At 39.0% G+C, this 26,879-nt stretch carries 29 protein-coding genes; 15 read left to right on the forward strand and 14 right to left on the reverse strand.

Annotated elements, in window-relative coordinates; translation table 11 throughout:
* Window positions 1-93: 93 nt before the first annotated feature.
* From pgl to FLM54_RS09525, 6 genes are all read right to left on the reverse strand, one after another.
* Window positions 94-804 (reverse strand): 6-phosphogluconolactonase, encoded by a 711-nt coding sequence (gene pgl / locus FLM54_RS09500; protein WP_178956254.1) that lies wholly within the window; start codon window positions 802-804, stop codon window positions 94-96.
* A gap of 3 nt (window positions 805-807) precedes the next feature.
* On the reverse strand, window positions 808-2,280 hold the full coding sequence (gene zwf / locus FLM54_RS09505; protein WP_178956255.1) for a glucose-6-phosphate dehydrogenase: 1,473 nt from the start codon (window positions 2,278-2,280) through the stop codon (window positions 808-810).
* 233 nt (window positions 2,281-2,513) lie between these two features.
* Complete coding sequence (gene pgi / locus FLM54_RS09510) at window positions 2,514-4,160, reverse strand: glucose-6-phosphate isomerase (RefSeq protein ID WP_178956256.1); 1,647 nt, start codon at window positions 4,158-4,160, stop codon at window positions 2,514-2,516.
* Window positions 4,161-4,470: 310 nt separating this feature from the next.
* The gene (locus FLM54_RS09515; RefSeq protein WP_178956257.1) at window positions 4,471-6,726 is read right to left on the reverse strand and encodes an aminotransferase class V-fold PLP-dependent enzyme; all 2,256 of its coding nucleotides are present in this window, start codon (window positions 6,724-6,726) and stop codon (window positions 4,471-4,473) included.
* A gap of 107 nt (window positions 6,727-6,833) precedes the next feature.
* Window positions 6,834-7,910 (reverse strand): AI-2E family transporter, encoded by a 1,077-nt coding sequence (locus FLM54_RS09520; RefSeq protein ID WP_178956258.1) that lies wholly within the window; start codon window positions 7,908-7,910, stop codon window positions 6,834-6,836.
* A complete protein-coding gene (locus tag FLM54_RS09525; RefSeq protein WP_178956259.1) occupies window positions 7,903-8,121 on the reverse strand; it encodes a hypothetical protein in 219 nt (72 codons plus the stop codon). The genes FLM54_RS09520 and FLM54_RS09525 overlap by 8 nt, the downstream gene beginning before the upstream one ends.
* Window positions 8,122-8,264: 143 nt before the next feature.
* Between FLM54_RS09525 and FLM54_RS09530 the strand changes: the two genes are divergently transcribed.
* From FLM54_RS09530 to FLM54_RS09550, 5 genes are read left to right on the forward strand one after another with little or no spacing between them, the layout of a single operon-like run.
* The gene (locus FLM54_RS09530; RefSeq protein ID WP_178956260.1) at window positions 8,265-8,909 is read left to right on the forward strand and encodes a hypothetical protein; all 645 of its coding nucleotides are present in this window, start codon (window positions 8,265-8,267) and stop codon (window positions 8,907-8,909) included.
* A gap of 12 nt (window positions 8,910-8,921) precedes the next feature.
* Window positions 8,922-10,379, forward strand: a complete 1,458-nt coding sequence (locus tag FLM54_RS09535; RefSeq protein WP_178956261.1) for a M48 family metalloprotease — start codon at window positions 8,922-8,924, stop codon at window positions 10,377-10,379.
* A gap of 54 nt (window positions 10,380-10,433) precedes the next feature.
* Window positions 10,434-10,781, forward strand: coding sequence for an arsenate reductase (glutaredoxin) (gene arsC, locus FLM54_RS09540; RefSeq protein WP_178956262.1), 348 nt, complete (start codon window positions 10,434-10,436; stop codon window positions 10,779-10,781).
* Window positions 10,781-11,335: an NAD(P)H:quinone oxidoreductase gene (gene wrbA / locus FLM54_RS09545; protein ID WP_131691238.1), complete on the forward strand. Its 555-nt coding sequence runs from the start codon at window positions 10,781-10,783 to the stop codon at window positions 11,333-11,335. Before arsC ends, wrbA begins: the two co-directional genes overlap by 1 nt.
* Window positions 11,332-11,784, forward strand: coding sequence for a DUF2069 domain-containing protein (locus FLM54_RS09550; RefSeq protein WP_178956263.1), 453 nt, complete (start codon window positions 11,332-11,334; stop codon window positions 11,782-11,784). The genes wrbA and FLM54_RS09550 overlap by 4 nt, the downstream gene beginning before the upstream one ends.
* Before the next feature lie 63 nt (window positions 11,785-11,847).
* Here FLM54_RS09550 and FLM54_RS09555 read toward each other — a convergent pair whose 3' ends face one another.
* Window positions 11,848-13,185: an ankyrin repeat domain-containing protein gene (locus FLM54_RS09555; RefSeq protein WP_178956264.1), complete on the reverse strand. Its 1,338-nt coding sequence runs from the start codon at window positions 13,183-13,185 to the stop codon at window positions 11,848-11,850.
* A gap of 210 nt (window positions 13,186-13,395) precedes the next feature.
* Window positions 13,396-13,989: a phospholipid-binding protein MlaC gene (locus FLM54_RS09560; RefSeq protein WP_138607759.1), complete on the reverse strand. Its 594-nt coding sequence runs from the start codon at window positions 13,987-13,989 to the stop codon at window positions 13,396-13,398.
* 246 nt (window positions 13,990-14,235) lie between these two features.
* Here FLM54_RS09560 and FLM54_RS09565 point away from each other — a divergent pair, with 246 nt between their 5' ends.
* Both FLM54_RS09565 and FLM54_RS09570 read left to right on the forward strand, forming a co-directional pair.
* Entirely contained in the window at window positions 14,236-14,772 is a 537-nt protein-coding gene (locus tag FLM54_RS09565) for an acyloxyacyl hydrolase (RefSeq protein ID WP_178956265.1), read from the forward strand.
* 84 nt (window positions 14,773-14,856) lie between these two features.
* Window positions 14,857-15,000, forward strand: a complete 144-nt coding sequence (locus FLM54_RS09570) for a DUF2897 family protein (protein ID WP_178956266.1) — start codon at window positions 14,857-14,859, stop codon at window positions 14,998-15,000.
* A 31-nt stretch (window positions 15,001-15,031) separates the two neighbouring features.
* Here FLM54_RS09570 and FLM54_RS09575 read toward each other — a convergent pair whose 3' ends face one another.
* Both FLM54_RS09575 and bamC read right to left on the reverse strand, forming a co-directional pair.
* Window positions 15,032-16,420, reverse strand: a complete 1,389-nt coding sequence (locus tag FLM54_RS09575; protein WP_178956267.1) for a YjiH family protein — start codon at window positions 16,418-16,420, stop codon at window positions 15,032-15,034.
* Window positions 16,421-16,485: 65 nt separating this feature from the next.
* A complete protein-coding gene (gene bamC / locus FLM54_RS09580; protein ID WP_138607751.1) occupies window positions 16,486-17,544 on the reverse strand; it encodes an outer membrane protein assembly factor BamC in 1,059 nt (352 codons plus the stop codon).
* Window positions 17,545-17,898: 354 nt separating this feature from the next.
* On the opposite strand from bamC, the gene FLM54_RS09585 reads away from it, so the two are divergent.
* The 6 genes from FLM54_RS09585 to FLM54_RS09615 all read left to right on the forward strand — a co-directional run bounded on the left by FLM54_RS09585 (window position 17,899) and on the right by FLM54_RS09615 (window position 22,425).
* Complete coding sequence (locus tag FLM54_RS09585; RefSeq protein ID WP_138607749.1) at window positions 17,899-18,432, forward strand: glycine cleavage system protein R; 534 nt, start codon at window positions 17,899-17,901, stop codon at window positions 18,430-18,432.
* A gap of 10 nt (window positions 18,433-18,442) precedes the next feature.
* Entirely contained in the window at window positions 18,443-18,922 is a 480-nt protein-coding gene (gene bcp, locus FLM54_RS09590; protein ID WP_178956268.1) for a thioredoxin-dependent thiol peroxidase, read from the forward strand.
* 153 nt (window positions 18,923-19,075) lie between these two features.
* Complete coding sequence (locus FLM54_RS09595) at window positions 19,076-19,522, forward strand: hypothetical protein (protein WP_178956269.1); 447 nt, start codon at window positions 19,076-19,078, stop codon at window positions 19,520-19,522.
* Between the two features lie 637 nt (window positions 19,523-20,159).
* Entirely contained in the window at window positions 20,160-20,558 is a 399-nt protein-coding gene (locus tag FLM54_RS09600) for a hypothetical protein (protein ID WP_218648488.1), read from the forward strand.
* Window positions 20,559-20,778: 220 nt separating this feature from the next.
* Window positions 20,779-21,096 carry an antibiotic biosynthesis monooxygenase family protein gene (locus FLM54_RS09610; RefSeq protein ID WP_138607744.1) on the forward strand — a complete coding sequence of 106 codons (318 nt, stop codon included), beginning with the start codon at window positions 20,779-20,781 and terminating at the stop codon, window positions 21,094-21,096.
* A gap of 120 nt (window positions 21,097-21,216) precedes the next feature.
* Window positions 21,217-22,425 (forward strand): beta-propeller fold lactonase family protein, encoded by a 1,209-nt coding sequence (locus FLM54_RS09615; protein WP_178956270.1) that lies wholly within the window; start codon window positions 21,217-21,219, stop codon window positions 22,423-22,425.
* 270 nt (window positions 22,426-22,695) lie between these two features.
* Here the strand turns inward: FLM54_RS09615 and queE are convergent, their stop codons facing one another.
* Complete coding sequence (gene queE, locus FLM54_RS09620; RefSeq protein WP_178956863.1) at window positions 22,696-23,361, reverse strand: 7-carboxy-7-deazaguanine synthase QueE; 666 nt, start codon at window positions 23,359-23,361, stop codon at window positions 22,696-22,698.
* Between the two features lie 145 nt (window positions 23,362-23,506).
* Between queE and queC the strand changes: the two genes are divergently transcribed.
* Window positions 23,507-24,163 (forward strand): 7-cyano-7-deazaguanine synthase QueC, encoded by a 657-nt coding sequence (queC, locus tag FLM54_RS09625; RefSeq protein ID WP_008110177.1) that lies wholly within the window; start codon window positions 23,507-23,509, stop codon window positions 24,161-24,163.
* 60 nt (window positions 24,164-24,223) lie between these two features.
* Here the strand turns inward: queC and FLM54_RS09630 are convergent, their stop codons facing one another.
* Entirely contained in the window at window positions 24,224-24,673 is a 450-nt protein-coding gene (locus FLM54_RS09630) for a methyltransferase family protein (protein WP_138607740.1), read from the reverse strand.
* A gap of 174 nt (window positions 24,674-24,847) precedes the next feature.
* On the opposite strand from FLM54_RS09630, the gene FLM54_RS09635 reads away from it, so the two are divergent.
* On the forward strand, window positions 24,848-25,090 hold the full coding sequence (locus FLM54_RS09635) for a hypothetical protein (protein WP_178956271.1): 243 nt from the start codon (window positions 24,848-24,850) through the stop codon (window positions 25,088-25,090).
* Window positions 25,091-25,098: 8 nt separating this feature from the next.
* On the opposite strand, the gene FLM54_RS09640 is transcribed toward FLM54_RS09635, so the two are convergent.
* Together FLM54_RS09640 and FLM54_RS09645 are read right to left on the reverse strand one after the other, a co-directional pair.
* Window positions 25,099-26,112 (reverse strand): hypothetical protein, encoded by a 1,014-nt coding sequence (locus tag FLM54_RS09640; protein ID WP_178956272.1) that lies wholly within the window; start codon window positions 26,110-26,112, stop codon window positions 25,099-25,101.
* 95 nt (window positions 26,113-26,207) lie between these two features.
* Window positions 26,208-26,873, reverse strand: coding sequence for a tRNA (adenine(22)-N(1))-methyltransferase TrmK (locus FLM54_RS09645; RefSeq protein WP_178956273.1), 666 nt, complete (start codon window positions 26,871-26,873; stop codon window positions 26,208-26,210).
* Window positions 26,874-26,879: the final 6 nt, after the last annotated feature.

Here is a 26,879-nt window from a genome sequence, read left to right on the forward strand (position 1 = left end):
ATGTCGCAATAAAAAAGGCCAGTAGCAAAAGCAACTGACCTTTCATTAAACCATCAATACAACATGGTTTTAAAGCACCTAGTTTAGACTAAATTAAGGTGCCCAATACACTTCAATGTTGATCTCAGGGTGATTTAGAACTGCACGTAACGGCATATCATTAACATTACCACCCGCTAAAGCTTGCTTATAAACAGCCAGCTTTTCATCGCCACTAATAAGTAATTTAACTACTTTAGACTGTAAAATTGCATTCAGCGTTAAGCTCATTCGTTCGGTAATACTACCTGTTACATCACTCTCAATTGCGTTAATGGCACACACAAGTTGGTTTGAATCTAAGCCGTTTTCCAGCCCTTGAGCATGTGGAAATAACGAAGCAGTATGTCCATCAGGGCCCATCCCTAAAATAGTGACATCAAACGGGCGCTTTAATGCTTGAAACTGCGCTTCACACGAATCAACACCTTGCTCTGCAGTGGCTGCTGCATTTTTCATGCTAATAAAATTAGCGGCTGCACCATGGTTTTGTAGCAAAGTACGCTTAATGAATGCTTCATTACTCTTTTCGTGACTTGCCTCAACCCAACGTTCATCAACCATAGCAACATCAACATGAGCCCAGTTTAAATCAAGGGTTGATAAATGCTTGTACGCAGGTTCAGGTGAAGATCCGCCTGAAACCATTAGCACTGCACGGCCATCAGCTTCAATCCCATTACGTAAGGCCTGCTCTAATGACTGAGATAATTCATCAGTTAAAGCGGCTTTATCGTCAAAAAACTTTTCTACTATTTTTGCCATTACTTATGCCTTATCACCGGTGTTAAACCAAACATGGTTATTCTCTGCTAATAAATCATCAGCGTCTTCAGGACCCCAACTACCCGCTCGGTACAATGAAGGTTTACCCTTCTCTTGCCAACGTTCAATAATTGGATCAATCCACTTCCAAGCTTGGCGTACTTCGTCGCGGTGAATAAATAACGAAGGATTATTAGCGGCTGCATCAAGCATTAAACGTTTATAAGCATCTGAATGGAAACCGTTACTATACGCTTGTGACAATTCAATATTCATCGTTACAGGTTCAAGTTGCATATCTAAGTTATCAAGACGCTTTGACATCAGCGTTAACTGAATGCTTTCTTGTGGCTGTAAGCGAATAATCAAACGGTTTGGTTCAATATTGCCTACGCTGTCTTCATAAACGTTATGTGATACTTTTTTATATTGCACTACAATTTCAGCGCAGCGCTTCGCCATGCGTTTACCGGTTCGCAGATAAAAAGGAACGCCCGCCCAACGCCAGTTATCAATATGCGCACGAATAGCAACGAAAGTTTCGGTTTTACTCGCCCCTTCGTTTAGCTCTTCAAGGTAACCTGGGACTATTTTACCGTTTAAATCACCGGGTACGTACTGACCACGAATAATATTATTATCAACATCTGTATCTTCAAGTGGACGTAATGCTTCTAATACTTTTAATTTTTCATTACGGATGCTGTTAGCGTTTAACTTATGCGGTGACTCCATAGCCACTAAACAAAGTAGTTGTAACAAGTGGTTTTGCACCATGTCACGCAAGGCACCCGCTTTGTCATAAAAACCAGCACGGCTTTCAAGTCCTACTGTTTCTGACAAGCTAATTTGAATATTATCAATCGATTTAGCATCCCACATGTTCTCAAATAATGAATTTGAAAAACGCAGAGCCATTAAGTTTTGAACCGTTTCTTTACCTAAGTAGTGGTCAATACGGAAAATTTGTTCTTCGTTAAAATACTGTGCAATTTTCGCATTAATTACTTCTGCTGACTCACCGCAGTAACCAATTGGTTTTTCTACTACAACACGCGAGTTCGCAGTAATTAGTTTTTTCGTTGATAATATTTCACAACAGGTGCCATAAACAGCAGGTGGAAGAGATAAGTAAAATACTCGTGATTTATCGCTATCATCTTCATCTAGAATTTTTTTCAGTACATCCCAGTTATCATCCGCTTCGGTGACATTGCTCACTACGGGTACTAAAAAGTCTGAGAACGATTTCCAATCTTTTGCGTTATATTCGCCTTCGCTTAAAAATTCTTGTAAAGCTTTGTGTGCTGTATCGATGTATTCATCGCATTTACTTTGTTCGCGCACGGTAGGCAAAATACGTGAGCCTTGTGGTAAGTTACCTTCTTGATATGCTCGATACATTGCAGGAAGTAATTTGCGTAACGCAAGATCACCACCGCCCCCAAAAATTATAATATCAAAAGGATTAAGCATAGTTACTCTCTACGTTTATGCTACCTGCCACTACCGTATTGGTAATCAGTTATAGCGGTTTATTATCTGGATAATGTAGGCCTCAGCACAAAGCCTACTAATGTTGTTCGTATATGCGCGATTAAAATGGGTCTAGGGACACTGTAATTCCTCTCACAAAAATACAGGCCCTAGGACTCCAGCGCTACCCGTTCAAAGGTATTTGGTTACTTATTATGTAATAAGTGAATATGTTACTGCGTACGGTATTGTTTGTAGTACGCCATTAAGCCTTGTGTTGAGCTGTCGTGCTCATTCACCACGTTATCATCGGTTAATTCAGCTTCAATTTTAGATGCTAAGCCTTTACCAAGTTCTACGCCCCACTGATCAAATGAGCATATTTGTAAAATAATACCGTGACAAAAAATCTTGTGCTCATACAGTGCAATTAATCGACCGACCGCTTTTGCATCAATCGTGTCTAATAATATAGACGTTGTTGGGCGGTTTCCTTGGTGAATTTTATGCTTTAGCAGCATTTCAATTTGTGCAGGCGTTTTGCCTTTGGCTGTTAAATCAGCCGTTATCTGCTGTGCATCGACCCCGTTCATTAGTGCTTCGGTTTGTGCAAAAAAGTTCGATAATAAAATATCGTGATGCTTATCTACGTTAACCTGAGGCTTTACAGAGCCAATAAAGTCCGCAGGGACAATTACATTGCCTTGGTGCAAACATTGATAAAACGCATGCTGACCGTTTATCCCTGTCATACCCCAAATGATTGGCACGGTAGTGTATGGCACTGTCTGTCCATCAAAGGTTACATGTTTACCATTACTTTCCATTTCACCTTGTTGCAAATATGCTGGCAACATATGCAGGGCTTGGTCGTATGGCAAAATAGCTTGCGAATCAAACCCTAAAAAGCTGGTATTCCAAACACTGAGTAGCGCCATAATTAAAGGAATATTCTGTTCTAGCGGCGCCGATTTAAAGTGCTCATCAACTTCAAACGCTCCCTCTAAAATGGCCTCAAATGCTTCAAACCCAGCATAAAGTGCAATAGGTAAACCAATGGCACTCCAAAGTGAAAAACGACCGCCAACCCAATCCCACATGGTAAATACGTTTTCGTCACTTATACCAAATGCAGCAGTTTTTTCTAAATTAGTGCTTACTGCAACAAAATGCTTTGCTATAGCGCTGTCATCCTTTGCACTGTCTAAAAACCAATCAACCGCTGTTTTTGAGTTAGTCATGGTTTCTGAGGTAGTAAATGTCTTTGACGAAATTACAAATAACGTGGTTTCAGGATCTACTTTATCTAATACTGACGCAATTTGTACGCCATCTGCGTTTGAAACATAGTGAACGTTCAATGGCTTATCAACCACTGCTTTAAGTGCTTCAGTTGCCGTTTGCGGCCCTAAGTTTGAACCACCAACACCAATGCTAACCACATCTTTTACCGCTTTTCCGGTGTAACCTAGCCATTGACCACTTCGCACTTTTTCAACAAAGGTCTTAATTTTGGCAAGTTCGCTATCGACCGCTTCTGTAATATTTTCGCCGTCAACAATAAGCGGTGTATGAGCGCGATTTCTAAGCGCAGTATGTAAAACCGCACGGTCTTCGGTGATATTAATTTTTTCACCGGTAAACATTTTCTCACGCCATGCTTCAATATCGCATTCTTTCGCTAATGAAATTAATTGACCAAATACGTTTTCATCTATGCGTTGTTTTGAGTAATCAAACAACACACCTGGGATTTGAGTAGAGAATTGAGAAAAACGAGAATCGTCTTGTGCAAATAAAGTTTTCAGATGTGTGTGTGTCATCTTTTGTGCACTATTTTCTAGTGCTTGCCAACTTACTAACTCAGAACGGCTCGCCATGTAAACATCCCCTAATTAATTAATCTATTGATTTTAAGCATTTTATTTTATTTTTTACGACACTGAACAAGCGATTTTTGTAAAAAGCAAAGCCCAACATTATAGCTTAAATGGTCTAAATTGCGTTATTTTTATAAGCTTTGATGCAGATAATAGCGCAATTTTTTGCTTTTGACACCGGTATCATAAAATTAAAAATTGAATTTAACAACTGTTCACCCCCTCTGCACAATGAACATTTTATTAATCTTCGATTAAAGCAGGCAAAAAAAAGACCGACACATGTCGGCCTTTTTCTTTTATTAAACTATTAGCTGGTCAATGCTAAACCACCCGATAAGTTAAAAACGCGGTTATAACCAAGTTCAATTAAGTTTGCCGCCGCAATTTTTGAACGATTTCCACTGCGACACACCAATATGTATTGATTGTTTTTATCTAGTTGCCCTTGGGTGAGTGCATAGGCCATTCGGCTTAAAGGAATATTTAAAGTTTTAGCCTCAGGCACATTAAGCAATCCACTGATATTGTTAGCGCCATGCTCATAAGGCTCTCGGGTATCAATTAAATATACACTGTTATGTGAAAGCATTTCCTTCGCTTGATTAAAACTAAGCTGCGAAGTTTCGACTTTAGGCTTTGCATTAACATAACCACAAAGCGAATTTGCTAATGTGTGTTGTTGTGAGTCTGCTTGTTGTTTTTGCATGGCAAATTCAGTATGGCTGATATCACCTTCAATAAGCGCTTTTAATAAAGGTGTTTGCTGCTTTTGCACAGCCCAATTCATGGCAAAACACTGTTGATAATCATGCCCAGAGCACACCACACTTTGCGGATTAAGCTCTGCAGTTAACTTAGTCAAAGAGTCTGCCATCTGCATCGCATCTCCCCCATCAAGTACTGTATTACCAAGCCCCGCAGGTAAAATTAAATCACCACAAAAACAGTACTGTACATCGCCGTTATTAGCCTTTAATAAATAACTCACGCTATCTTGGCTGTGTCCAGGCGTCGCTAGCTTTTCAAGTACTTGTTCGGTTAGTTGCAATTGTTCACAATTAACAGGCCAGCCTAATTGATCAACTTCACCAGCAACTAAATTTGTTTTGAGTGCGCTGCGCATTAAATCAAGAGCACAGTGACGATCTTGGTGCTCATGCGTGTTTAAAATAGCAGTAATAGTTAAATTTTGTGTATTCACTATTTTTTCAAATCGAGGGATCAGTTCAATAATTGGGTCAATAATAATTGCCTGTTGATCATCAGCTACATACAACCAACTGCAAGCACCTTGGTGTCTAAATTGGGTAAGCCCCAAGGCACATACTTCTTGTGCTACTAAGCTACTATCAGAAATAACCAAACAATTTGCTTGTAACACTGTTTTAAGTGCGCGAATTTGTTCACATGCATAGTCTATTTGCGCCATAGTGGCAGCAGGCCCAAACGATAAACGAATCGCATTTTCACTTTGCCACTGTGACACTCCCATCGCATCAAGTACAAAGCTTTGAGTTGCGCCCGTACTACAGGCTGAGCCACCGCTGACTCTAATACCTGCAGCGTCAAATAAATCAATAACTTCTTTACTGGTTAAATCATTAACTGCAAAGTTTAGTGTTGTGGGCACTGAGCAGGCAAAATCATGATTAAAGGTAATACTTCCAAAGGTGTCAACTAAAGCGCTATGCAGTTTATCGCGATACAAATTAAGTACATCAGCTGATTTAAAAGTATCGTCTTGCTTATCAAGCAGCAAACTAAACAGCTTATTAAGCCCAGCAATACCGGGCAGGTTTTCTGTACCTGAACGCATGCCACTTTCTTGGCCTCCACCAGCTATAAACGGCGTGTATGGGCTTCCTTTACGAATATACAATAATCCGATGCCTTTAGGTGCATAGAGCTTATGTCCTGAAAATGGCGCATAATCAATCGTGGTTTTGCTTAGGTTGAGTTGTTGTTTACCCAGTGCCTGCACACAGTCAACCATCCAAGTCACATCGTTATTACGACTGCGGATCACCTTTTCTATAGCACTTAAATCTTGGTATACACCGGTTTCATTATTAACAGCCATAGTACAAATCATCAGGGCATTATCAATATGCTGAGCAATAAAGTCTAAGTCTAAAATACCGTCTCGGTTAACCGGAATAGCAATAATTTCAGCATTAATTTCAAGCACGGCATTCCAATGTTTTAATGTATTAGGCACCGCTTTATGCTCAGTTGCTCCATACAATAAAACCGGTTTAGATTTTGTGTGCTGTTTGGCATTAATTAAGGTTGATACGATAGCAGTTTGAATACCTTCGGTCGCACCTGAGGTAAATAATATATCGCCCTGTTGCGCACCAATCACGCTGCGCGCTTTTTGCCTCGTTTGTTCTAATAAGTGTTTGGCTTGAATACCGGTTATATGGGGACTTGAGGGATTACCAAAACAAATTTGCATCGCATGGCACACCACCTCTGCAATACAAGGCAATACAGGTGTGGTCGCATTTGCATCAAGATAAACTTGGCTGTTAGGTTCATCTGGCAATAAAAACTCTGACATTAAAAACGCACCTTATTACTAAAAAATATATCTTATTCCCAATAGTACATAGTTTTAATAGGAATGAGTAATAATCTTTAGTAATTAAAGTGCGTTTACTATACTTTTTAGTTACCGAGCTCTTCTGCGAGCTCTTCATGTGTGGATGACCACGCCTTAATCAGCGCTTTTACCAATGATGCTAATGGAATAGCAAAAAATACGCCCCAAAAACCCCACAGCCCACCAAAAAATAGTACGGCGACAATAATAAACACCGGGTTTAAATCAACCGCTTCAGAGAACAATAAAGGGACTAACACATTGCCATCAAGCGCTTGAATAATGCCGTAAATAATTAAAATGGTCCAAAACTGGGTTTCTAAACCAAACTGAAACAGCGCCACCGCCGCCACAGGTATAGTCACCAGCGCAGCACCAACAAATGGAATGAGCACCGAAAAGCCAACTAACACACCAAGCAGCGCCGCATAACGTAAATCCAATACCGTAAAGGCAATAAAGGACACCGAGCCAATAATTAAAATTTCGAATACTTTACCTCGAATATAATTCATTATTTGCTGATTCATTTCATGCCACACTTGCAAAATTAAGCGTCGTTGGCGCGGGATCAGTTTAGCAATGCTGGCACTGAGCTCTACTTTGTCTTTAAGCATAAAAAATACCAGTAGCGGTACTAAAATAAGATAAATTAACCACGCAACAGCATCTTTTAATGAATTGAGCGATGCCGACAGCACCACTTGGCCAAATTCGAGCACTTTGGTTTCTACCGTTACCACAATAGACTGTACTTGCTCTGCACTAATAAGGCTGGGGTATTTAGCTGGTAGGTCGAGTAAAAACGATTTACCTTGCTCTACCATATGCGGGGTTTCTTGCACTAAGTTACTACTTTGCTGCCAAAGTACCGGGCCTATAACCAATATTAAGGTGAGCATAATGCCAATAAATATCAACATAACTATGCTAGTGGCAGTAAAACGCTTTAAGCCAACTCGCTCTAGGTGAACCACGGGCCAATCTAATAAATAAGCAATGATCAGTGCCACTAACACAGGCACAATTAATGGGCCAAAAAAGTACAACATGGCAACCAGTGCCAATAACAAAAAAAGTAAAGTAACTGAATTAGGATCAGAAAACTTTTTTTCATACCATGCTTTTACATATTCAAACACGCAACGGCTCCACTAATAACAACGCTTGTTGTTTATTTAACTTGTAATAATACATTTTTTTTTGCAAATATCGTTCAATATCATCTGTATTTTGCTCGCTTGAGATATTAAAGGTAATTGTTTGATTTAACGATATTGCCTCACGCAACCCTAATTTAAACTGAATAAATTGCTGAGGGCATTTATAAGCGCGCAAATCTAGCTCTAGCATACTCGTTTCACTACCTGTTCACATTAATAATAAGTCCTATACCAAGGCTAATTAAGATTAACCACAGTTAAATTTAACTTTTTCTTAAAACAACCTCTGCAATGGTTTATCCTTATAGCATAGTTAGCTAAAAGGATACGTTAATGCCTAATTCGCATAATAAAGCGCAATTGCCTAGCAATCCAACTCTCAAAGAAATAAATTGGTTTAAAAAGCAAATTAATTGGGGAGAGCTGCCGCATTTTTATCATTTAGTAGCCTCATCGGTAAGTGAGTGTGAAAGCATTTTAGATCACGGGTTTGATAATGCTATAAAGCGTATCATCGACAAACGCAATTGGAACCTAGAGTCCTTGGGTATCGACCCAAACGAGCTTTTTGAGAAAGAGAGTAATAACAAGCCACGAATTTCGTTGCATCAAGTATTTACCGAACGCGGTTTTGAACTACAAGCGTTTCCTTATTCTAATGATACTACCATCGATAGATACGCTCGACATGATGAGTCAATGGAATTTATATTATGGGATCCATTAACCATGAAAACTGTGATTCGCATTAATCAACTACATAAATTCATAGGTTTTTATTTAGAACAAGGCGATGAAGCAGACAAAGCGCTTATATTGCATTCACATAAAGTAGTTCATAAGATTATTGCTTTTTTACAAACTCAATTGAACATTGTTAAGGTTGATGGGGTCACAATAAAGTCGTTTTATCAATTATGTGAAAAGGACAGCCGTTTATATACAGATGATCCAACAAGTGCCCCTGATAAAAAATAAACAAGGAATATAATGCAACTAAAATCCGCCTTTATCACTTTATGCAGTGCAGTGCTTACATTTAGCCTACTAATGAGTGAGCCGTTAAAGGCACAAACAAATCTTCAACTGCCCGACTTAGGCACGTCTGCGCTGCAGGCATTACCACTGGAGAAAGAAAGAGCGATTGGTGAAGTGATGATGATGCAGATCAGAGGGTCTTCACCATTAATTAACGATCCAGTGCTTGATGAGTACCTAACAACCTTAGGCCGAAAATTAGTTGCGAACGCCAATGATGTACGCTTCGGTTTTTCATTTTTTTGGTTAAATAACCCAGAAATTAACGCATTTGCATTTTATGGCGGTCATGTAGGTGTTCACACAGGCTTAATTGCTCAAGCCGATAACGAAAGTCAGTTTGCCTCAGTACTTGGTCATGAAATCGCGCACGTAACACAACGCCACTTAGCAAGGCGTATTCAGCAACAACAAGACAATAGCGGTCTCACCATTGCCGGTATGATAGCCGGTATTTTAGCAACCGTTGTAGCCCCAGATGCAGGCATAGCAATTATTTCAGCCAGCCAAACACAGTCGGCATTTAGCCAACTCACCCATAGCCGCTCTGCCGAACAAGAAGCCGATAGAATTGGCATGCAAACCCTTAGCAATGCAGGATTTGATGCAAGAGCTTCTAGTGAATTTTTAACTAAACTGGCAGCGCAAATTCGTTATAAATATAAACCCCCGGCGTTTTTACTCACTCACCCGCTACCAGAAAGCCGCGTGTCGGATGTACGCTTGCGTGCCGAGCAATATCCAAAACGCCAAATAGGTTCAAGCCTTGATTTTAATTTAGCTAAAAGCCGTGTACTAGCACGCTACGATAACGAGCCAGAAAATGCAGAGGCCTTATTTAGAAAGTTAATGCGCGAAAATACCTATAACAACGTAGCACTACAGTATGGTTTAGCAATTAGCTTAGTTGATCAAAAGAAAACGGATGAAGCGCAGCCTATCCTAGATGAGCTATTGGCAAGTGATCCTAAAAATTTATTTTATATTGATACAAAAACAGATTTGCTAATTGCACAAAAAAAAGCAGCTGAAGCAGTTAGTTATTTAAGTGAGTTAAATAACTACCGGCCAAACAACCAAGTAATTACTTTAAATTTTGCAAACGCCGCGTTGGAAGCTGAGCAATATGAGTTAGCCGAAAATGTACTAAAGTCATTTTTATTAGAGAAGCCAGATCATAGTTTAGGTAAGCAGCTTTTAACCGATGCCTATAAAAAGCAAGAAAAATTAGCCGCGTATCACGAAGCAAACGCCGATGTGTTGTCGCAATATGGCGCATATTTAAAAGCGGCTGACGAAATACAAAAAGCACTTAATTTTGTTGAGCCAACTGAAAATGTGAAACAACAGCGTTTAAAAGCGTTACTCACACAATATCGGTTATTACAAAAAGAGCTTGCAAGGCTTTAAGTATTTGGCGAGTTCACCTAAAATAGCCACAATTTATACTTTGGATTTATTTTTATGTCAGTTACTATTTACCATAATCCGCGCTGTTCAAAATCACGCGAAACACTTAACCTATTACAAAGTAAAAACATTGAACCGAGTGTTGTTGAATACTTAAAAACACCGCTTTCTCATGAGCAAATTAGTACCTTAGTTTCACAACTGGGGCTTAATTCTGCCCGAGATTTAATGCGTACCAAAGAAGAGCAGTACAAAGCCCTTAATTTAAAAGATGAAAATGATGAGTCGGCACTAATTGCTGCCATGGTCGAACATCCAAAATTAATTGAACGCCCCATTGTTGTTAGCAACAACAAAGCAGCCTTGGGTCGCCCGCCTGAAAACGTATTAAGCGTTCTATAATGAGCACAACCATTGTGGTGCTGTACCACTCAAGCCATGGCTCTGTAGAAGCCATGGCGCATGAAATTGCAGAATCGATAGAACAACAAGGCGCAACCGCCTTGCTGCGCACGTTTGTGGCTAAAAACCCGCACGACATTGTGATAAATAAAGACGATTTAGTTGCTTGTGATGGGCTTGCATTTGGCACACCTACCCGCTTTGGCATGATGGCCGCACAGGCAAAGACATTTTGGGAAACCACCAGTGATCTGTGGCTTAAAGGCCAACTTATAGATAAGCCTGCCTGTGTGTTTTCATCATCGAGTAGTATGCATGGGGGAAATGAAGCAACCCTACTTAACTTGTCACTGCCGTTATTGCATCACGGGATGATGTTAATGGGGGTACCTTACGATGTACCAGAACTTCTTGGCACTGAAACTGGAGGCACACCTTACGGCGCTTCCCACGTTGCTGGCAGCAGCAACAGCTCTACCCTAAGTAAAGATGAAATTAAAATATGTCAAAGCGTAGGCAAACGCTTGACGCAAGTAGCGAGTAAACTTAAATGACCCAAAAGAGCGAGTCTGCTAAAAAGCCAGTGACCGTAAAATTTCAGCGCCTAGCCTTATTTGGTTATTTTGGCCTGCTGATTTTAATGCCACTATGGATGTTTGTATTAGCCCCCAGAGAAGGCCACAGTAACGCATTTCTTTTTTTAGTCTATGTACTACCACTGTTATTACCTTTAAAAGGCATACTGCAAGATAAAACCTACACTTATGCGTGGGCTAATTTTATCGTTATGTTTTATTTTATCCATGGCTTTACATTGCTATGGGTTGCTCAAGATGAACTCGTATGGGTATTACTAGAGTTACTTTTCGCCTCGTCTATGTTTATTGGCTGCACTTACTATGCACGCCATAGAGGACAAGAGCTTGGACTTAAGATTCGCAAGCTTAAAGATGAACTTGCTGAAGAAAAAGCAGCGCATGAACACAATAAAAACAACTCATAGCTAGCAGCTCAAAACATAAAAAACGCGCTTTATTAGCGCGTTTTTTTGTAATTAAATAAATGGTTAAACTAACTCGCTTAAAGCAGCTAACCCCACTATGCAAGCTAAACCTAGCTGGGCTATAAGGCTAAAAGCCGATACCACTCTTAATAAAAACAATCCCCAAGGATGTTTAATATGCGGGTACAACGAACAACGCTTTAAATTTGTCGCAAAGAAAAAACACACCACCGCCGTCATGGTCATAAAAAGAGTAAGCTCACTTTTTATAGTGATGTTTTCATCAAAAAAGAAAAACAACTGAAGTGGTAGCAATAACGCCACAACCGCGTGTAATACATGTACCTTTTTAATTCGCTCTAACTGCCCTTCAGGGGATAACTCTTTAATTCCAAAATCACGTTCAAGGCACTTAACTAAATTACTGGCTTTGATACTTACCGCTAAACGATAACAACTTAATCCATCGTTATTACGCGCTCTAAAGTCATAGCCCGCTTTAAGCAGTAAAATCATTAACGATTCATTTTTACTCATTACTGCGTAATGCAGCGCCGTATTACCTTTATTGTCGACGGCTTTTTTATCTTGGTACTGCAGGAGTGTTTCAACTACATTTACATAGCCTTTTTCTGCTGCCCACATAAATGCTGTTTTGTTATCTTCATCGGTTAAAGCACCTGTAGCGCCCTGCTCAATAAAGCGCATCGCCATTGTTTGCTTAGCTTTTTTCTTGTTTAGGTGGGCAAGTAAAGCATTTTCTAACAACACAATAGAATCAACATCAGGCGAAACCTGAGTTAATAAAGTAAAGTAATCTTTGCCTGCAGCTACCTTTTCGCTGGTGAGCTCTGCTAAATAGTCAATGTCTGCAATCGACTGAGGAATATACGCACTTAAGCGTTCTCTAAAGTCGACCTCTTGCCAAATAGATAGGGTGTCTGCTGCCGACAACTTGGCACCCTGTTCTAGGGCATGCTCTATTAGAGTGAAAAAGCGTTTACTAAAAAATAGGCTAATCAATGAAAGCGGCGTTTCAATATTATTTTGTGCCGATACACTTGCGTATTTTTCAAGTCGCTGACACAGCATTAACACAATATTTTCTATGTTGTAGTCATTAGCAAAATAGTGCTCTTTAAGTGCTGCAATATAGACTTGTGCATCCTCATCATATTCACAAATATGCTGAAAGTAACATTCTTCAAACGGCTCTATGGGGGTTAACCAGGTTAAATAATAAATTGGGGGCAAAACCGTGGTGCAAACACCATCATCTTCTTCAGTAGAACGACAGGCAGGCCAAGCTTCTAAAGCATCTAAAATGAAGGCACCGTTTTGTTCAACCAGCCCTTTGACCAGTAACGGGTATTCCTTTGGCCAAATTAGTACATTTTCCATTAAAACAACACAACTCCAGTGTAGCTCGGGTGAGTGGTCAGTTATAACAGTTTTTAGCTGACACCACGCTTAATCAAAGAAGCCGATATTCTAACACAGCTAGGTTGCCAAGCTAGCGTAAACTCGTGCAATATAGGCCAAAATACAAAAGCAACTAACGACATGCGCCATTAGCTGCTTTTACGGTTGGAGCTTTTAATTACAAAGGAACTAACTTTGCTGAAGTTCTGCTGTGACTTGATCTAAACCCACATCAGAAATACGTTGAATGATCTCTTTTTGCTTAGCACTAAGTAACGAAATCCCCTCAGCAACAATATCGTATACTTTCCATTGCTGATCGTTCCCCAAACGAAGTTTAAAGTGTAAATCTATGGTGGGTTTATTAGCTTCAATAATTTGCGTTTTAACTGTGGCAAATTTAGAGTCGCTTGCAGCAGCGTCTTGCTCAAAAATTACATCTTGCCCTGTGTACTTCACAAGCGCACTAGCATAAGTGCCCGTTAAGTAATGCTCTACCGCATCTATAAACGCAACGCCTTGTTCACGGTTAATGCCTTTAATATGTTTACCTAATAATTTAAACGACACAAACTTAATATCAATATGTGGCATCAAACGCTGCTCAACAATTAATGACATCGCTTCTTTGCTGGCATTACCTTGCGCATTTACCTGCCCAATATCGTTAAATAATGATTCGGCTACAGTTTGCAATAATTGTTTAGGTGACGGCTGCGTTTGTGCAGTGAGTGCGCTACTAAAAAAAACAGCAATAACCACTAAAAGCTTTATAAGTTTCATAATAAATGCATAGTTTAAATAATTAAGTTTAGTGTAATCTACGCAAATAACAGGCAACAAAAAAGGCATAAATAAGCAACTTATTAATGCCCAATTAGCACCAATAAAATTAATTAAATAAATTCAATTAGTTAAAAACTTTAGTTAACAAGCCATCTACAAGCGGATTTTTGTCCTCATTGAAAACAGTAATTCACCGCCCTTATCATTTAATTACTATTTAAATTTACCTACCAGTAGGTCGTTATGAAAACCTCATTTGAGATGATTTCAATTATTGTTTTTTGTTTATTTTTACTGCCAACAAATGCAGCCTATGCATCCTCAAGCCATGGCTACGCTGTGGACTTATTAAAAGGCGAAGGTAATGTGACTGGGGTAAAGCTTGCGTATCAATATCATCCCAAGGGTGCACAAAACTTTGTTGGCGATGCCCGTTTTTATCTAGAAAGCAGCCTCAATCTGTGGCATTACCACCATGATCAACAGTCACAATCCAACCTAGTATTCGCTGTTTCACCAGTTGTGCAGTTTCCTGCATTTAGCGTATACAATACGCCATTCTATGTGGAGGCTGGTATTGGCTTTTCCCTACTTGATGAGCACCATTTTGCAGGTAAAAACCTAAGTACTCACTATCAGTTTGAAGATAGAATAGGCCTAGTGGCCGATTTTGGAGAAACCAACGTAGCACTGCGTATTATTCACTATTCAAACGCAGGATTTAAAGCACCTAATCCAGGAATAAACTTTTTAACATTGTCGGTAGCACAACGGTTTTAAACACCCGTAATAAACACTCAAAATGTTGCGGCTTATATTGAAAGCGGTCATAATTACTGCTTAAAAAACAATAAGGTCAACAACATGCAAATTTGGCAAATCGTACTCGTTATCTCGATTGTACTGGCTATTGTTATCGGTAATTTAGCACTGCTGCGTTTAAGTGCAAAAAGCGAGTTTAAAGCCTCTCCCTCTATTATTCATAAAAAAGACATAAAAAAGCCCTGAATATTCAGGGCTTTTTTCGTTTAATTATTACTTAACCAACTAACCAGTGTGCCATTAAGGCAATAACAGGCAATGTAACTAATGTTCTGAGAATGAAAATAACAAACAACTCAAAAATATTAACTGGTATTTTACTTCCTAATAAAAGTGCGCCCACTTCAGACATATAAATAAGTTGCGTCACACTCATGGCTGCAATAATAAAACGTGTTACATCACTTTCAATTGAACCTGCAGCTAAAATAGAAGGAATAAACATATCTGCAAAACCGACCATAATAGTTTGTGCAGCCATTTCAGCTTCTGGTACTTGTAAAAGCTCCAAGAACGGAATAAACGGCATACCTAAATACTGAAATATCGGGGTATATTCAGCAATAATAAGTGCAAATGTACCCACAGCCATGACTACTGGTAATACTGCAAACACCATATCAAATGCATTGTGTATACCTTCTTCTAAGGTGCCCTTCAAGCCTGGCGCTTTTTCTGCTTTAGTTAATGCAACATCAAGTGAATGCTTAAATAATGTTTTGCCTTCAGGAACCAATTCAGCGTTTCCATCGGGCTCTTCACCATCAATAAGCACGTCCTTTTTAAAACGCAGTGGTGGTAAACGCGGAACAATTATCGCAGCCACTACACCGGCTAAACACACGGTTAGGTAGAAAGGTGCAAATAAGTATTCAAGCTTTACTTGGCCAATAACAACTAAACAAAAGGTAATTGATACAGCAGAGAAAGTGGTACCAATAATCGCAGCTTCACGTTGAGTATAATATTTATCTTCATACTGACGCGCAGTCATTAAAATACCTACGCTACCATCACCTAACCATGAAGCAACACAATTAACTGCACTGCGCCCTGGCACCCCAAACAATGGACGCATTACTTTAGTAAGTAAGGTACCCACCAGCTCAAGTAAACCAAAATTAAGTAATAACGGCAGTAATAAGCCCGCTAAAATAAACACCGAAAACAGCACCGGTAATAAATCTTTTAATACTAGCAAGCCAGTATTTTCTGAGGTAATAGCATGCGGTCCAACTTGAAAATAAGTTAAAAGCACAAACGCCATACCAAACAACCGTGTTACTAACCAAATCCAACTCACATTAAACAAATGATTTAATAAGCGAAATTTGGTTAAGCTTTTCGGTTTAAAGACACTAAGCACCAGCGACATTACACCAGTAATACAAATAATGGTAGCTATTAGCCCTAGTGCTATCTCACTGAATGAGGCTTGAATTGCCTTGGCCATTACCGCGATAGGTATCGTCATTATTTCGCCAGACGGTACTGGCGTCATGAACAAAAAAACGCCGATTAAAGAAGGAATTAAAAAAACCAACCATACTTTCAAATCATAACTTTTTTGAACGGATGCTGGGCGTGATGAATCTAACTGAGACATATTTTCAACCTGTAAAAACCACAAAAAGAGCTAAGTGCTCTTTTTGTGGTAAGTATTTATAATTATTAAATTTTAATACCGCGCTTAATTAACGCCGCTTCTAATGCTTGCTGTAAACCATTCATTGTACCTGGTTCAAGCGTTTCGCCTTTGTCATCCATCCACGTAAGACTGGTGCCACCTTGCTTGGTTTTGCTAACCAAAATTTGGTATTGGCCTTCATCAATTGGTAATTCTGTTGGTTCATCGCCCCAAATAGAATCCCATACGCTACTTTCTACTTTGGCGTAATCTGCTGTAATTAAACCTGTCTCTTGGTTTATTTCAACAATGGTGAAAGATAAGCGCTCTAAGAATCCAGAAAAGCGATCGAATACTGTATCGTAGGCTTGCTCAGTAACAAGTGCTGCATTGCCTTTGTTATCAAACCCAAGCTCTAATGAAATTACCCCTTTACGCTTACGCATATCAACTTCAAGTTGACGATAGCGGTAATCAAACTCACTTACTACTTGGTTAAGTGCACGTACTTCTAGCTGCTGTTTTAATAAATCAGTCAAAGGCTTATCGCCTTTAAAATCAATAAGCTCCGCAGTTAAAGACGCTGTACGTTGATGCTCTTTTTCTTCAATAGTAAATTTAAAACGTTCTAAATCAACACTTTCATCATCGCCCCATAACCAGCTTTCCTCTGGCTTAACAATAGCGTACCAATCTGTTTCAAGTGTTCCTTGCATTTTGTTTTGTTGTGTCGCACTAATGTTGTTGTCAGCAAGCACTGCTTGAATCGAGTCCCAAATGAATACATCTAAATCGTCAATGCCATCATTTTTATCAAAATAAATACGTGCTTGTTTATCTGCTTCCTCAACCCAACTGCCTTTAGCAACCGTTAATACTTGCGCCGGCGGACGATAGTTTGTTGCCTCCGGATTATTATCATATTGACCCACATCCATCTTATAAACAGGATCTTGAGCGGGTTGTGATAACGAAGCAGGTGCTTTAACCGGCTCATGGGCGCGGTAGTTACGCTCATTATGGGCATCACTTGTAAATACACTACACCCTGACAAACTTACCAATACACTTACTGCAAGTGCTTTTGGGATCCAATACTGCACAGATAATTCTCCTTAGCATACCCTTAATTGTTTTAACAAATATATGAGTGGGTAATACCGATTTGGTTCAGTGTAAAATCAATATTAACTTTACATTTATAATTTGCTTATCTAACTGCATTAAGCCAACAAGATGACCGACAGACTAAGCTACAAATAGACACATTTTTGCTATGGTACTTTCACAAGCTTGTAAAAACAAGAAACACTGCACTATTAACCGCCTAAAATTAACCGTCGCTGTAGTTTAACGCGGGTTTTGTGTTAAACTTTGCTGCCGTGCAACGCTACGTGTTTATTTTTTGTTGCCAAGTCGGTTGTTATCATCCAAGTAACTTAGGTACTTTAAAACCCATGACTGCATTTTCAAATCATCAAATTGTTTTAACCGCAATTGGCGAAGATAGATCGGGCATCGTTAGTGAGCTTACGCAACTCGTCAGTGATTGCCACTGTAATATTATAGATAGCCGCATTGCTATTTTAGGCAACGAACTTACTTTTATTATGCTACTTAGCGGTGATATGTCAGCCATTAGCCGTATTGAGCACACCCTGCCTACCAAAGGTATGGAGCTTGGCCTGCTTACTATGATGAAACGCACTTCAAGCCATAATCAAAGCGAGTTTTGTGCAGGTTACACCCTAGAATATACTGGCATAGACACCCCTGGCACCTTGAGTAAAGTAACGCGCTTTTTTGCAGACAGTAATATTAATATTTGCTCATTAAAATCAGATACCTACGAAGAAGATACTGAACTTAAAATGCGCTGTGAACTTGAATTTAATATTCCCGTTGACGTTGACATTGACCAATTTAAAATTAGTTTTGAAAACCTTTCGCACGTTTTAAACGTAGATTACATCTTTCGACGTATTCGCTAAGGAGTTTAGCATGAACAAAATTACCCCATTACAAAGTGGCGACACAGCACCGGCTTTTAGCTTACAAAACCAAAATGACGAAACCGTCGTGCTCAACGAGTTATTAAAAGAAAAACAAGTATTGGTATACTTTTACCCTAAAGCGTCAACGCCAGGCTGTACCATACAAGCCGAGAATCTGCGTGACCAACAAGCCGAGCTTGCAAAATTCAACACTCACGTGGTTGGTATAAGCCCAGATCCAATTAAGCGCCTTAAAAACTTTGAAACTAAAAAAGAGCTTAACTTTGACCTACTTTCTGACGAAGATCATGCCATTGCTGAGGCATTTGGCGTGTGGGGATACAAAAAGTTTATGGGCAAAGAATATGATGGTATCCACCGCCTCACTTTCTTAGTCGGTCAAGACGGTAAAATTAAACACTTGTTTGATAAATTTAAAACCAAAGATCATCACCAAGTGGTATTGGATTATTTAGCTGCTGAATAAAGGCTAAAGGCTAAAGGCTAAAGGCTAAAGGCTAAACAAGATAAAATAAAAGCGTTGCTCAAGGGCAACGCTTTTTTGTATTTATCGCTTTAGTACTTTAGCATTCCTGCCGATAGCTAAATTGGTAACGAATAACATTATGGATAATTAACCGTGATACAGCTAAATAAACACTCAGCCTTTGACGTTAAAATTGCAGCAGAAAAAATAAATGTTGCACAACAAACAAAAGAAACAACTAAAAATAAGGACAACGCTGATTATCAATTATCAGACAGAGAGCGTAATAAACTCTCGGGAAAAGAGGCTGAGCAAAACGTTGAAAAAACCACAAATTCAGAAATACCTGAATATATTGCAAAAATGATAGAGCAACTTAAAGAGCTCAAACAGCTGCTTGAAGAACAAAAAGAACAACTCACTCAATTACAAGCTCAATCGGACCAAGAAGACGAGGCTATACAAGCACAAATTGAAGCACAAGCAAACATCGTTTCATCAACACAATCTCAAGTAGTCGCGCTGGTGCAAATGATTAGCCAAGCCATGAAAGATGCAGGTATTACAGACGCTGGCGCACTTGTCAGTGCCATTGTTTGAATTTTCAGAAACAGCGATTCAGCTTCATATAAATTTACTTTATAGTAGCGTTTTTGTGTTTACCTTCGACTTAATATTTCAATAGTAAATACGCCTACCCTAGCGATTAAAAATTACGTTATGCACTAAGTTTTAAGTTTTAAGTTTTAAGCTGTTCAAGAAGATTATTATTGTTGTTGTGACAGTACATTTAAAAGTTAGTAATTTACTTAACCCCTGAAACGTATTTTATTTTTATATTGCACATTAATTTGATTACCTAGTCAGGCACACTAGCCAGTTGAACTCACAGCGAGAACCTGTCATCCAGATGAATCGTCATTAATTTAGTAATAATGAGAGGAAACTTTCCTCTTTTTTACGTGTTTATATAAGCTACAGAAATTATAATATTTATAGCCGGCAATAACTTAAGCTATTTGCTATTAATGCAAGTTCACAAAATAAGGACGTTTTTGCGCTAAAATGGGGAAAGTGTCCTCTGATAAAGCTGTTAGCCAACTAGAGATAATTTGGAGTATCAAGTTAGATACAACCCACATTCAGACCTTGCGAATTTAGCTCAATATCAACTTGATTGCATTGAGACAAAAAATAGTTCTGGTCACTCCAATGGTATTAGTATGGATATGCAAGCATGTTTAATCTCACATGTATTTCTGGCGGAGGTGTTAATAAATATGGCGGGTTTTGGCTTACTCCAAGAAAGCTTCAAAGAAAAGAAACCGTATCATTGGAAACGAAAAATGTTTTCTCGATTTTAAATGTCGAGCATATCGAAGGATTACATGAAGTCCTTGATGCACTTCGTGGTGCAAGAAATAGTTTGGCACATGCAAAGCCCGATAGATATGAATACGATCTGGGTGACAGTGAAGTCGAATTTGCAGTTTTTAAGCGACCTTATAATGAACTCTTGACGATTGAATTTCTTAAGCATGCAAACTCAGCTCTCAATGAGCTTTCGTATGTAATGGGAAATAACGAGGACATAGAGGACTACGGGTTAATTACTTCTGCGGTTGAAGTTGGCTAGCAAATTCTTCAAGAACGATTCGCACGCGTGGCATTTTTACTATGCGTTGGTTTTAGTGGTTAAGGTAGTGTGCGGAAGCATTGGTATAGCAGTGAAAATGCTCTCTTTTGGCGAAGAGGCAAGAAAATTTCAGAGAACGATGTTAAAATTTCTAATGAGTCGTTCAAAAGGACAAAAAACCGATAACTTTTAACGAGGCGTTATATACTTAGGAGACCCAATGTCAGCTATCGCTAATACACCTAAACCTCCATATTTTGCTGTGATTTTCACTTCTACGCGAACTGAAGATGATAATGGCTACGGTGAAACGGCAAATAGGATGGTTGAGCTTGCTGAGCAACAACCTGGTTTTTTAGGCATAGAATCAGCTAGAGAAAATGTTGGTATAACTGTCTCCTACTGGGCAGATCTAGATTCAATTAAAAATTGGAAAGCTAACTCTGAGCACTTAGAAGCTCAAAAAACTGGTCGTAAGTCTTGGTACGATTCATTTAAAGTTCGTATCTCAAAAGTAGAGCGAGATTACGGCCTATAACAAGCGTATCAAATCTGACTCCGCAAGCTGTCGTTTTTGCAAAATACAAAAGGCGAAGAAGTGCGCTAACTCGCTCCACAGTTTATACAGGCGCTATGTTCCTAAAAGAGTTTAAAATTAATGTTTAATAATAAAAAGATGATTGCACTTTTCCTCTTTGTGGGGCTTATTAACACCGATGCATCTTATGCTAGTGGTATAGAAGATCTTCAGCTCATCCAAGTACTAAAAGATGACGTTAACGACTTTGATGGCTTAGGTAACCCTAGGAGTGTTAAGGTTATTTCGGATAATTCAAAGGTTTTTGTTTCTAGTGGAGACGATAATGCTCTCGCTGTTTTTAATTTAGACGAAAATTTTAAGCTAACTTTTAGCCAAGTGTTCAAAAATACCGCCACCAACATAAACGGTTTAGAAGGCGCCTCTGGTGTTACCTATTTTGATCTCGGTAATGAAATAGTCGTTACTGGATTCTATGATGGCGCCTTAACCAAATTCTCTAGAAATAATAATAGTTACCGTTTTAATCAATTTATCAGTGACGGTCTAAGCTATGAAAGAGTGTTTGATAGTAATGTGCCAATAGGCAAACTTGATAGCCTTGGTCTTTTAGGCGCTTGGAATATCGTCAAGGCTAACAACGAAAAGCAGCTCTTCGTTGCAAGCTATATGAGTAACGCTATTTCTATTTTAGATGTAATGGAGGATAAAAAGGTTATTTTTAATAGAGTTATAAAAGACGCTAAGCCACTTAGTAATGATTTAGGGAAACCTATTGCCATAGCTTTATCTCCACTAAATAATGAGTTGTACGTCCTAGGTTTTGATGGTCATCAATTAACCATTTATGATAGAGACCCTAGCGGTGACTTATTAGCAAAACAAGTATTAAAAAATGACATTGCAGGTGTGAAGCAATTTATTAATCCACAAGAAATTGTTGTCTCACCAAATGGAAAATTTTTGTATGTTGCCTGTGCTGGGAGTAATTCTATTGTTGTTTTTCACAAATTGGATACCGGACAATTTACATTTTTACAGGCAATAAATAATTCGGATATTGGCGGTTCTGGCTTAGAGGGAGCAAGTAGCTTAGCGATATCGTCAGATGGCTTAAAAATATATGCAGCTGGGGAGTCGGGTAGCGGTCTATATTTATTTAGTGTGAAAGCTGATGGGCGACTTAGCTATAAGAATAAGCTAGTAAATGTGCATGATGATGAATTAAATGGAATCTCATCTATTACTCTTACCGTTGATAATCGTCACTTATTGGTTGCGACTGGTAAAGGTAATTCGTTATTTGTCTTTAAAATAAAGATACAATAGACGTCTCGAAACATAAATAGTGTTACCCAGTCGGATTCGTATAGTTTGCTAAGCGCCACTTCACTTTGTATTTTAACGAACTACTTCTCGCCGCTTAAAACAACACTCACAATGTCCGCTCGTGGCACTTTATAGTCTATGAAGCACCATTCAAAAAATTTGAGACACTTTTTTGTTGGGTTTCGCTGTACTCAACCCAACCTACGTAATATAACTCAACGCCGAGCAGCTGATCGCTTATAGCTAAGCACTTATAACTGCTCTTTCTGTTTAACTAATTCCCAAAAACTTATGTACTTGAATTGATAAACGCCAGTTTTTGGCGATACAAGTATCAATGGCTAATTTAGTTGCCGACGTTTTTTGGCTGATTGGCTGTAAATATACCAGTTTTGGGTTAACACCCGTGGCGACAAATAACTCTTCCAGTTCTTCTACGTGCTTTTGCATAGCAACCGGATGTTTAATTTCATCGGCGCGTTGCATAGCACTGCTCAATACTTTGTAACCACCACGCATATTAATTTTTGGCGATACCGTAACCCACGTTTGGGCAGGGGCGAGAATTTCGAAGGTGCCACTGGTTTCTATTTGCGTGCTAAAGCCATGATCATGCAATAAATTACATACTGGATTTAAATCGTACATGCAAGGTTCACCACCGGTGATCACAACATGCTTGGCTGTATAGCCACGGGATTTAAATAACTCCAGGACCTGCGCGGCACTGGCCTCAGCCCAATGATCTGAGTCGGCTTTTTTTTCTACCGTGTCATCTAGTGATACTTTATATACATTATCAACATCCCAGGTTTGTTTAGTGTCACACCACGAACATCCCACAGGACAACCTTGCAGGCGTAAAAATATAGACGGCGTACCGGTAAAGCTCGCTTCACCTTGAATGGTTTCAAACACTTCATTAATTTTGTACAAAAGAAATCTCACTTACAACCTGACGGCAAAATTGTTACTATTAAAAATCGCAAAGCACGGTGCAAAAATTGTCATTTATGCCTTGGCCGTGTAGTATATCGCGCCCTGATATAAACCTCTATCAAAACTAAAGAGCAAACCACGTATGACGCAAAAAGTAGTTGTTATTTATTCCGGCGGTATGGACTCATTTACTGTATTAAATAAAGCCTTGCAGCAAGGCCATGATGTTTATGCCCTCTCGTTTGATTATGGTCAGCGTCATGTTAAAGAACTTAAAGTTGCCGCCAACGTATGTGAAAAGCTAAATGTCCCGCACAAAATTGTTGATATATCAGCAATTAATCAGCTTATTGGTGGTTCGTCGTTAACAGACGATATTGATGTGCCAGAAGGCCATTACGAAGAAGAAAGCATGAAAAGCACCATTGTGCCTAACCGCAATATGATTTTACTTTCCTTAGCGGTAGGTTATGCAGTGTCGCTTAAAGCGAGCAAAGTATATTACGGCGCGCATTCAGGCGATCATGCAATTTACCCTGACTGTCGTCCTGAGTTTGTTAAAAAGATGGATGATGTATGTCGTATTGCAAATTACGATGCAGTAGAAATTTTTAGCCCGTATTTAAACAATACTAAAATCGATATTTTAACCGACGGTATTAAAATGGGCTTAGACTACAGCCAAACATGGACCTGTTATAATGGTCGTGACAAAGCGTGTGGTAAATGTGGTGCCTGCCAAGAACGTTTAGAGGCCTTTGAGCTTAACAACGTGACAGACCCGCTTGAATATGAGTAAAGTTCAACGTTAATACACTAAAAGGCTACCAAGGGTAGCCTTTTTTGTTGCGATAAAACGTTAAAGCCAGCGTTTTACTCGTGATTTATAATCGTCAAATTGCTCACCAAATAATTTGTGGAGCGCCCGTTCCTCTGGGATTATTTGAAATAAGGTAATGTAAGCAATAAACCCTGCTACACCTAAAAAAGCCCACATTGAACCCAACCACACGCCCCAGCCTGCTAATATAAACGCAAAACCTAAATACATCGGATTACGAGAGAATTTATAAACACCTGAGGTAACTAAACTAGACGCTTGTTCTGGTTTGTTAGGTAGTACTGTTGTTTTAGCAAACCGGAAACTCACGACCCCAGCAATACAAAATATACACCCAGTAGCGACAAGTGCTAGCGAGAGATAAGTAATAAATGCGCTAAAATCAATCACGCTATAATGTGCAATCAGTGCCATTACAGCAGCAAAAAACACCACAACCACAACCGGTGGAATTTTATTATTTAACATACCTACTCCTTGTATCGATTAAAAAACTTCATAATTACTATATGGTGGCATCACAAATAATAACAATGACTTATCGAATATTTATAAATACAAATAAAGTTACAATTAATTAGCTTTATGAGCGCTTAATTATGGTTATAATTTAAGCTTAAATAAAAGTTAAAGGAAGTAATTATGTCTGGCACAACAATGATAGTTCTCATTGTACTTATTTCTGTAGGTTCGGGAGTTATTTACGATATGTATAAAAAGCACCTTGAATTTAAACATAAAGTACAGGACAACAATCAAGACGAACACAAACAACTAGCTGAGGTAACCGCTCAAGTGAGTGAACTTAAACAACGAGTACAAACACTTGAAGCCATTGTTACCGACTCAAGCTATAACGTAAAACAAGAAATAAACAAACTTTAATGTATACGTTACAAGTAATTTGGGTATAAATGTGCGTTTTCAGGCTGCTCAATGCCATGGGCAGCTAAAAAACCACCAATTGCTTGACCACACCCTTGCGGTGCTCTGCCACTGTCTATTTCAAAATTTAACTGATTCGCCTCTTGTTTACCCATTGAGCACAAACTAACTGAACTTGGCGAACGCATAGAAACACTTAACTCGCCTATTTGCTCCGCCTGTACATGCTTATTAAAACGTGCAAAACCTTGGTATTTAAAATGCTCGCTCACATAATCATTGCTTATAGCAACCAATGCGGCAATAAAACTATGTAAAAAGCTATTTGTTGTTGTATCCGGTGCTAAGAATGACAAAGTTTTGTTATTAAACTCACTCAGCTGGCAACTATCGCAATGAAGTTGAACCGTATACACCTGTTCACCGGTGATTATAGCTTGGCAGTTAATTAGCTCTATTTGGTTATCCGCAAACACAAGGCGCTCTATCAGCTCGTTCAATGAAATATTTTTAAACGATGTACTTTTAACAAGCTCGGGATTTTGTGCCATAACGGGTAAATCATGATGATTATTAAATGGCGTACTAGTTGCGCCTTGGTGTTGCAGCTGAAAAAGCTCTCTAACCTCATGTTCACGCGCCACTTTTAACGCTAAAAATGCAGTTTGAATAAGCTCTGAAGTAGGTAAGTTTTGCTCTACTGGCCAACGGCGACCAAACAATAGTTTTTTTGCTTTATTATCAGCACGGTAATTGTCGGGACTAAGTACTGCTACTTGCAAATAAACATCACTGTTTTTTTCAGCTGCTAACACACTAAAGTGGTTGGAAAAACTAATGTCGTTAAGTACTTCATTAACACTGGCCAGTGTATGCTTGTAACGCAAAAAATGCTGCGGAACAATCCAATTTTTATTAGCCAGTTGCACTAGGGGCGCATACGAAATGGGTTGCTCGTAGCTGTGTTGCCATTTTTGCCCATCACCTAATAATGACTCAATTTTTATATTGTTATCTGACATATATAAACCAAATAAATCTGCCCAGCGGCAAGATATTAACTATGAAGCACTTTACGAAGTTAATCATAAAAAACGATCACACTTTTTGTCAGTATTTAGCGTCCAAATACGTGTTGATACTCTGTTATAACTTTTTGATAGTAAAGTCTATCTTTATTGAGCATTCGGGTATAATGGTCAAGCAATTGTTGCTGATATTGATGATGTTGAGAGTTATGTATATCCCACATGTTAGCCCCCGTTTTAGTGATAGTGCCCGTGGCATTAAAGCTGACTTGTAACACTTCGTAAAAACGCTTATTTTCAACAATAATTTGCTCGCTTTCGAGCTGCAAATTACACGCCTGTAAACCCGCACGTACCTTATAAAGGTGCATAATAGGGCAAATAATAAAACGAAGTTGTTTAAGGCTTTGTGGGTTATTAGCAATAATTTGCTGAATTAGCTTTAAACATAAATCGCCCCCTACTCCAGCAATAACAATTACTTGCTTAGCACCTGTTGGCAGTTTAATTTGAGCAACATCTTCGCAGCGCACTTGCCATGAAGGCAAAGACTTTACTTGCTCAAATTGTTGTAGCGACTGCTCAAGCGCTTCCATTAACTCTGGAATAATATCAACAAAGTTTATTTGTTTGGCTATGCCGCGCTCAAGTAATGCCATACCTAAAAAGCCATGATCGCAACAACAATCCCAAACAATATCGTGCGGCTGTGTAATTAACGAATTGATGGCGTTTAAACGTTTACTCAGTTTCATTTAACT

Source organism: Pseudoalteromonas sp. Scap25 (genome assembly GCF_013394125.1).
GTDB lineage: Bacteria > Pseudomonadota > Gammaproteobacteria > Enterobacterales > Alteromonadaceae > Pseudoalteromonas.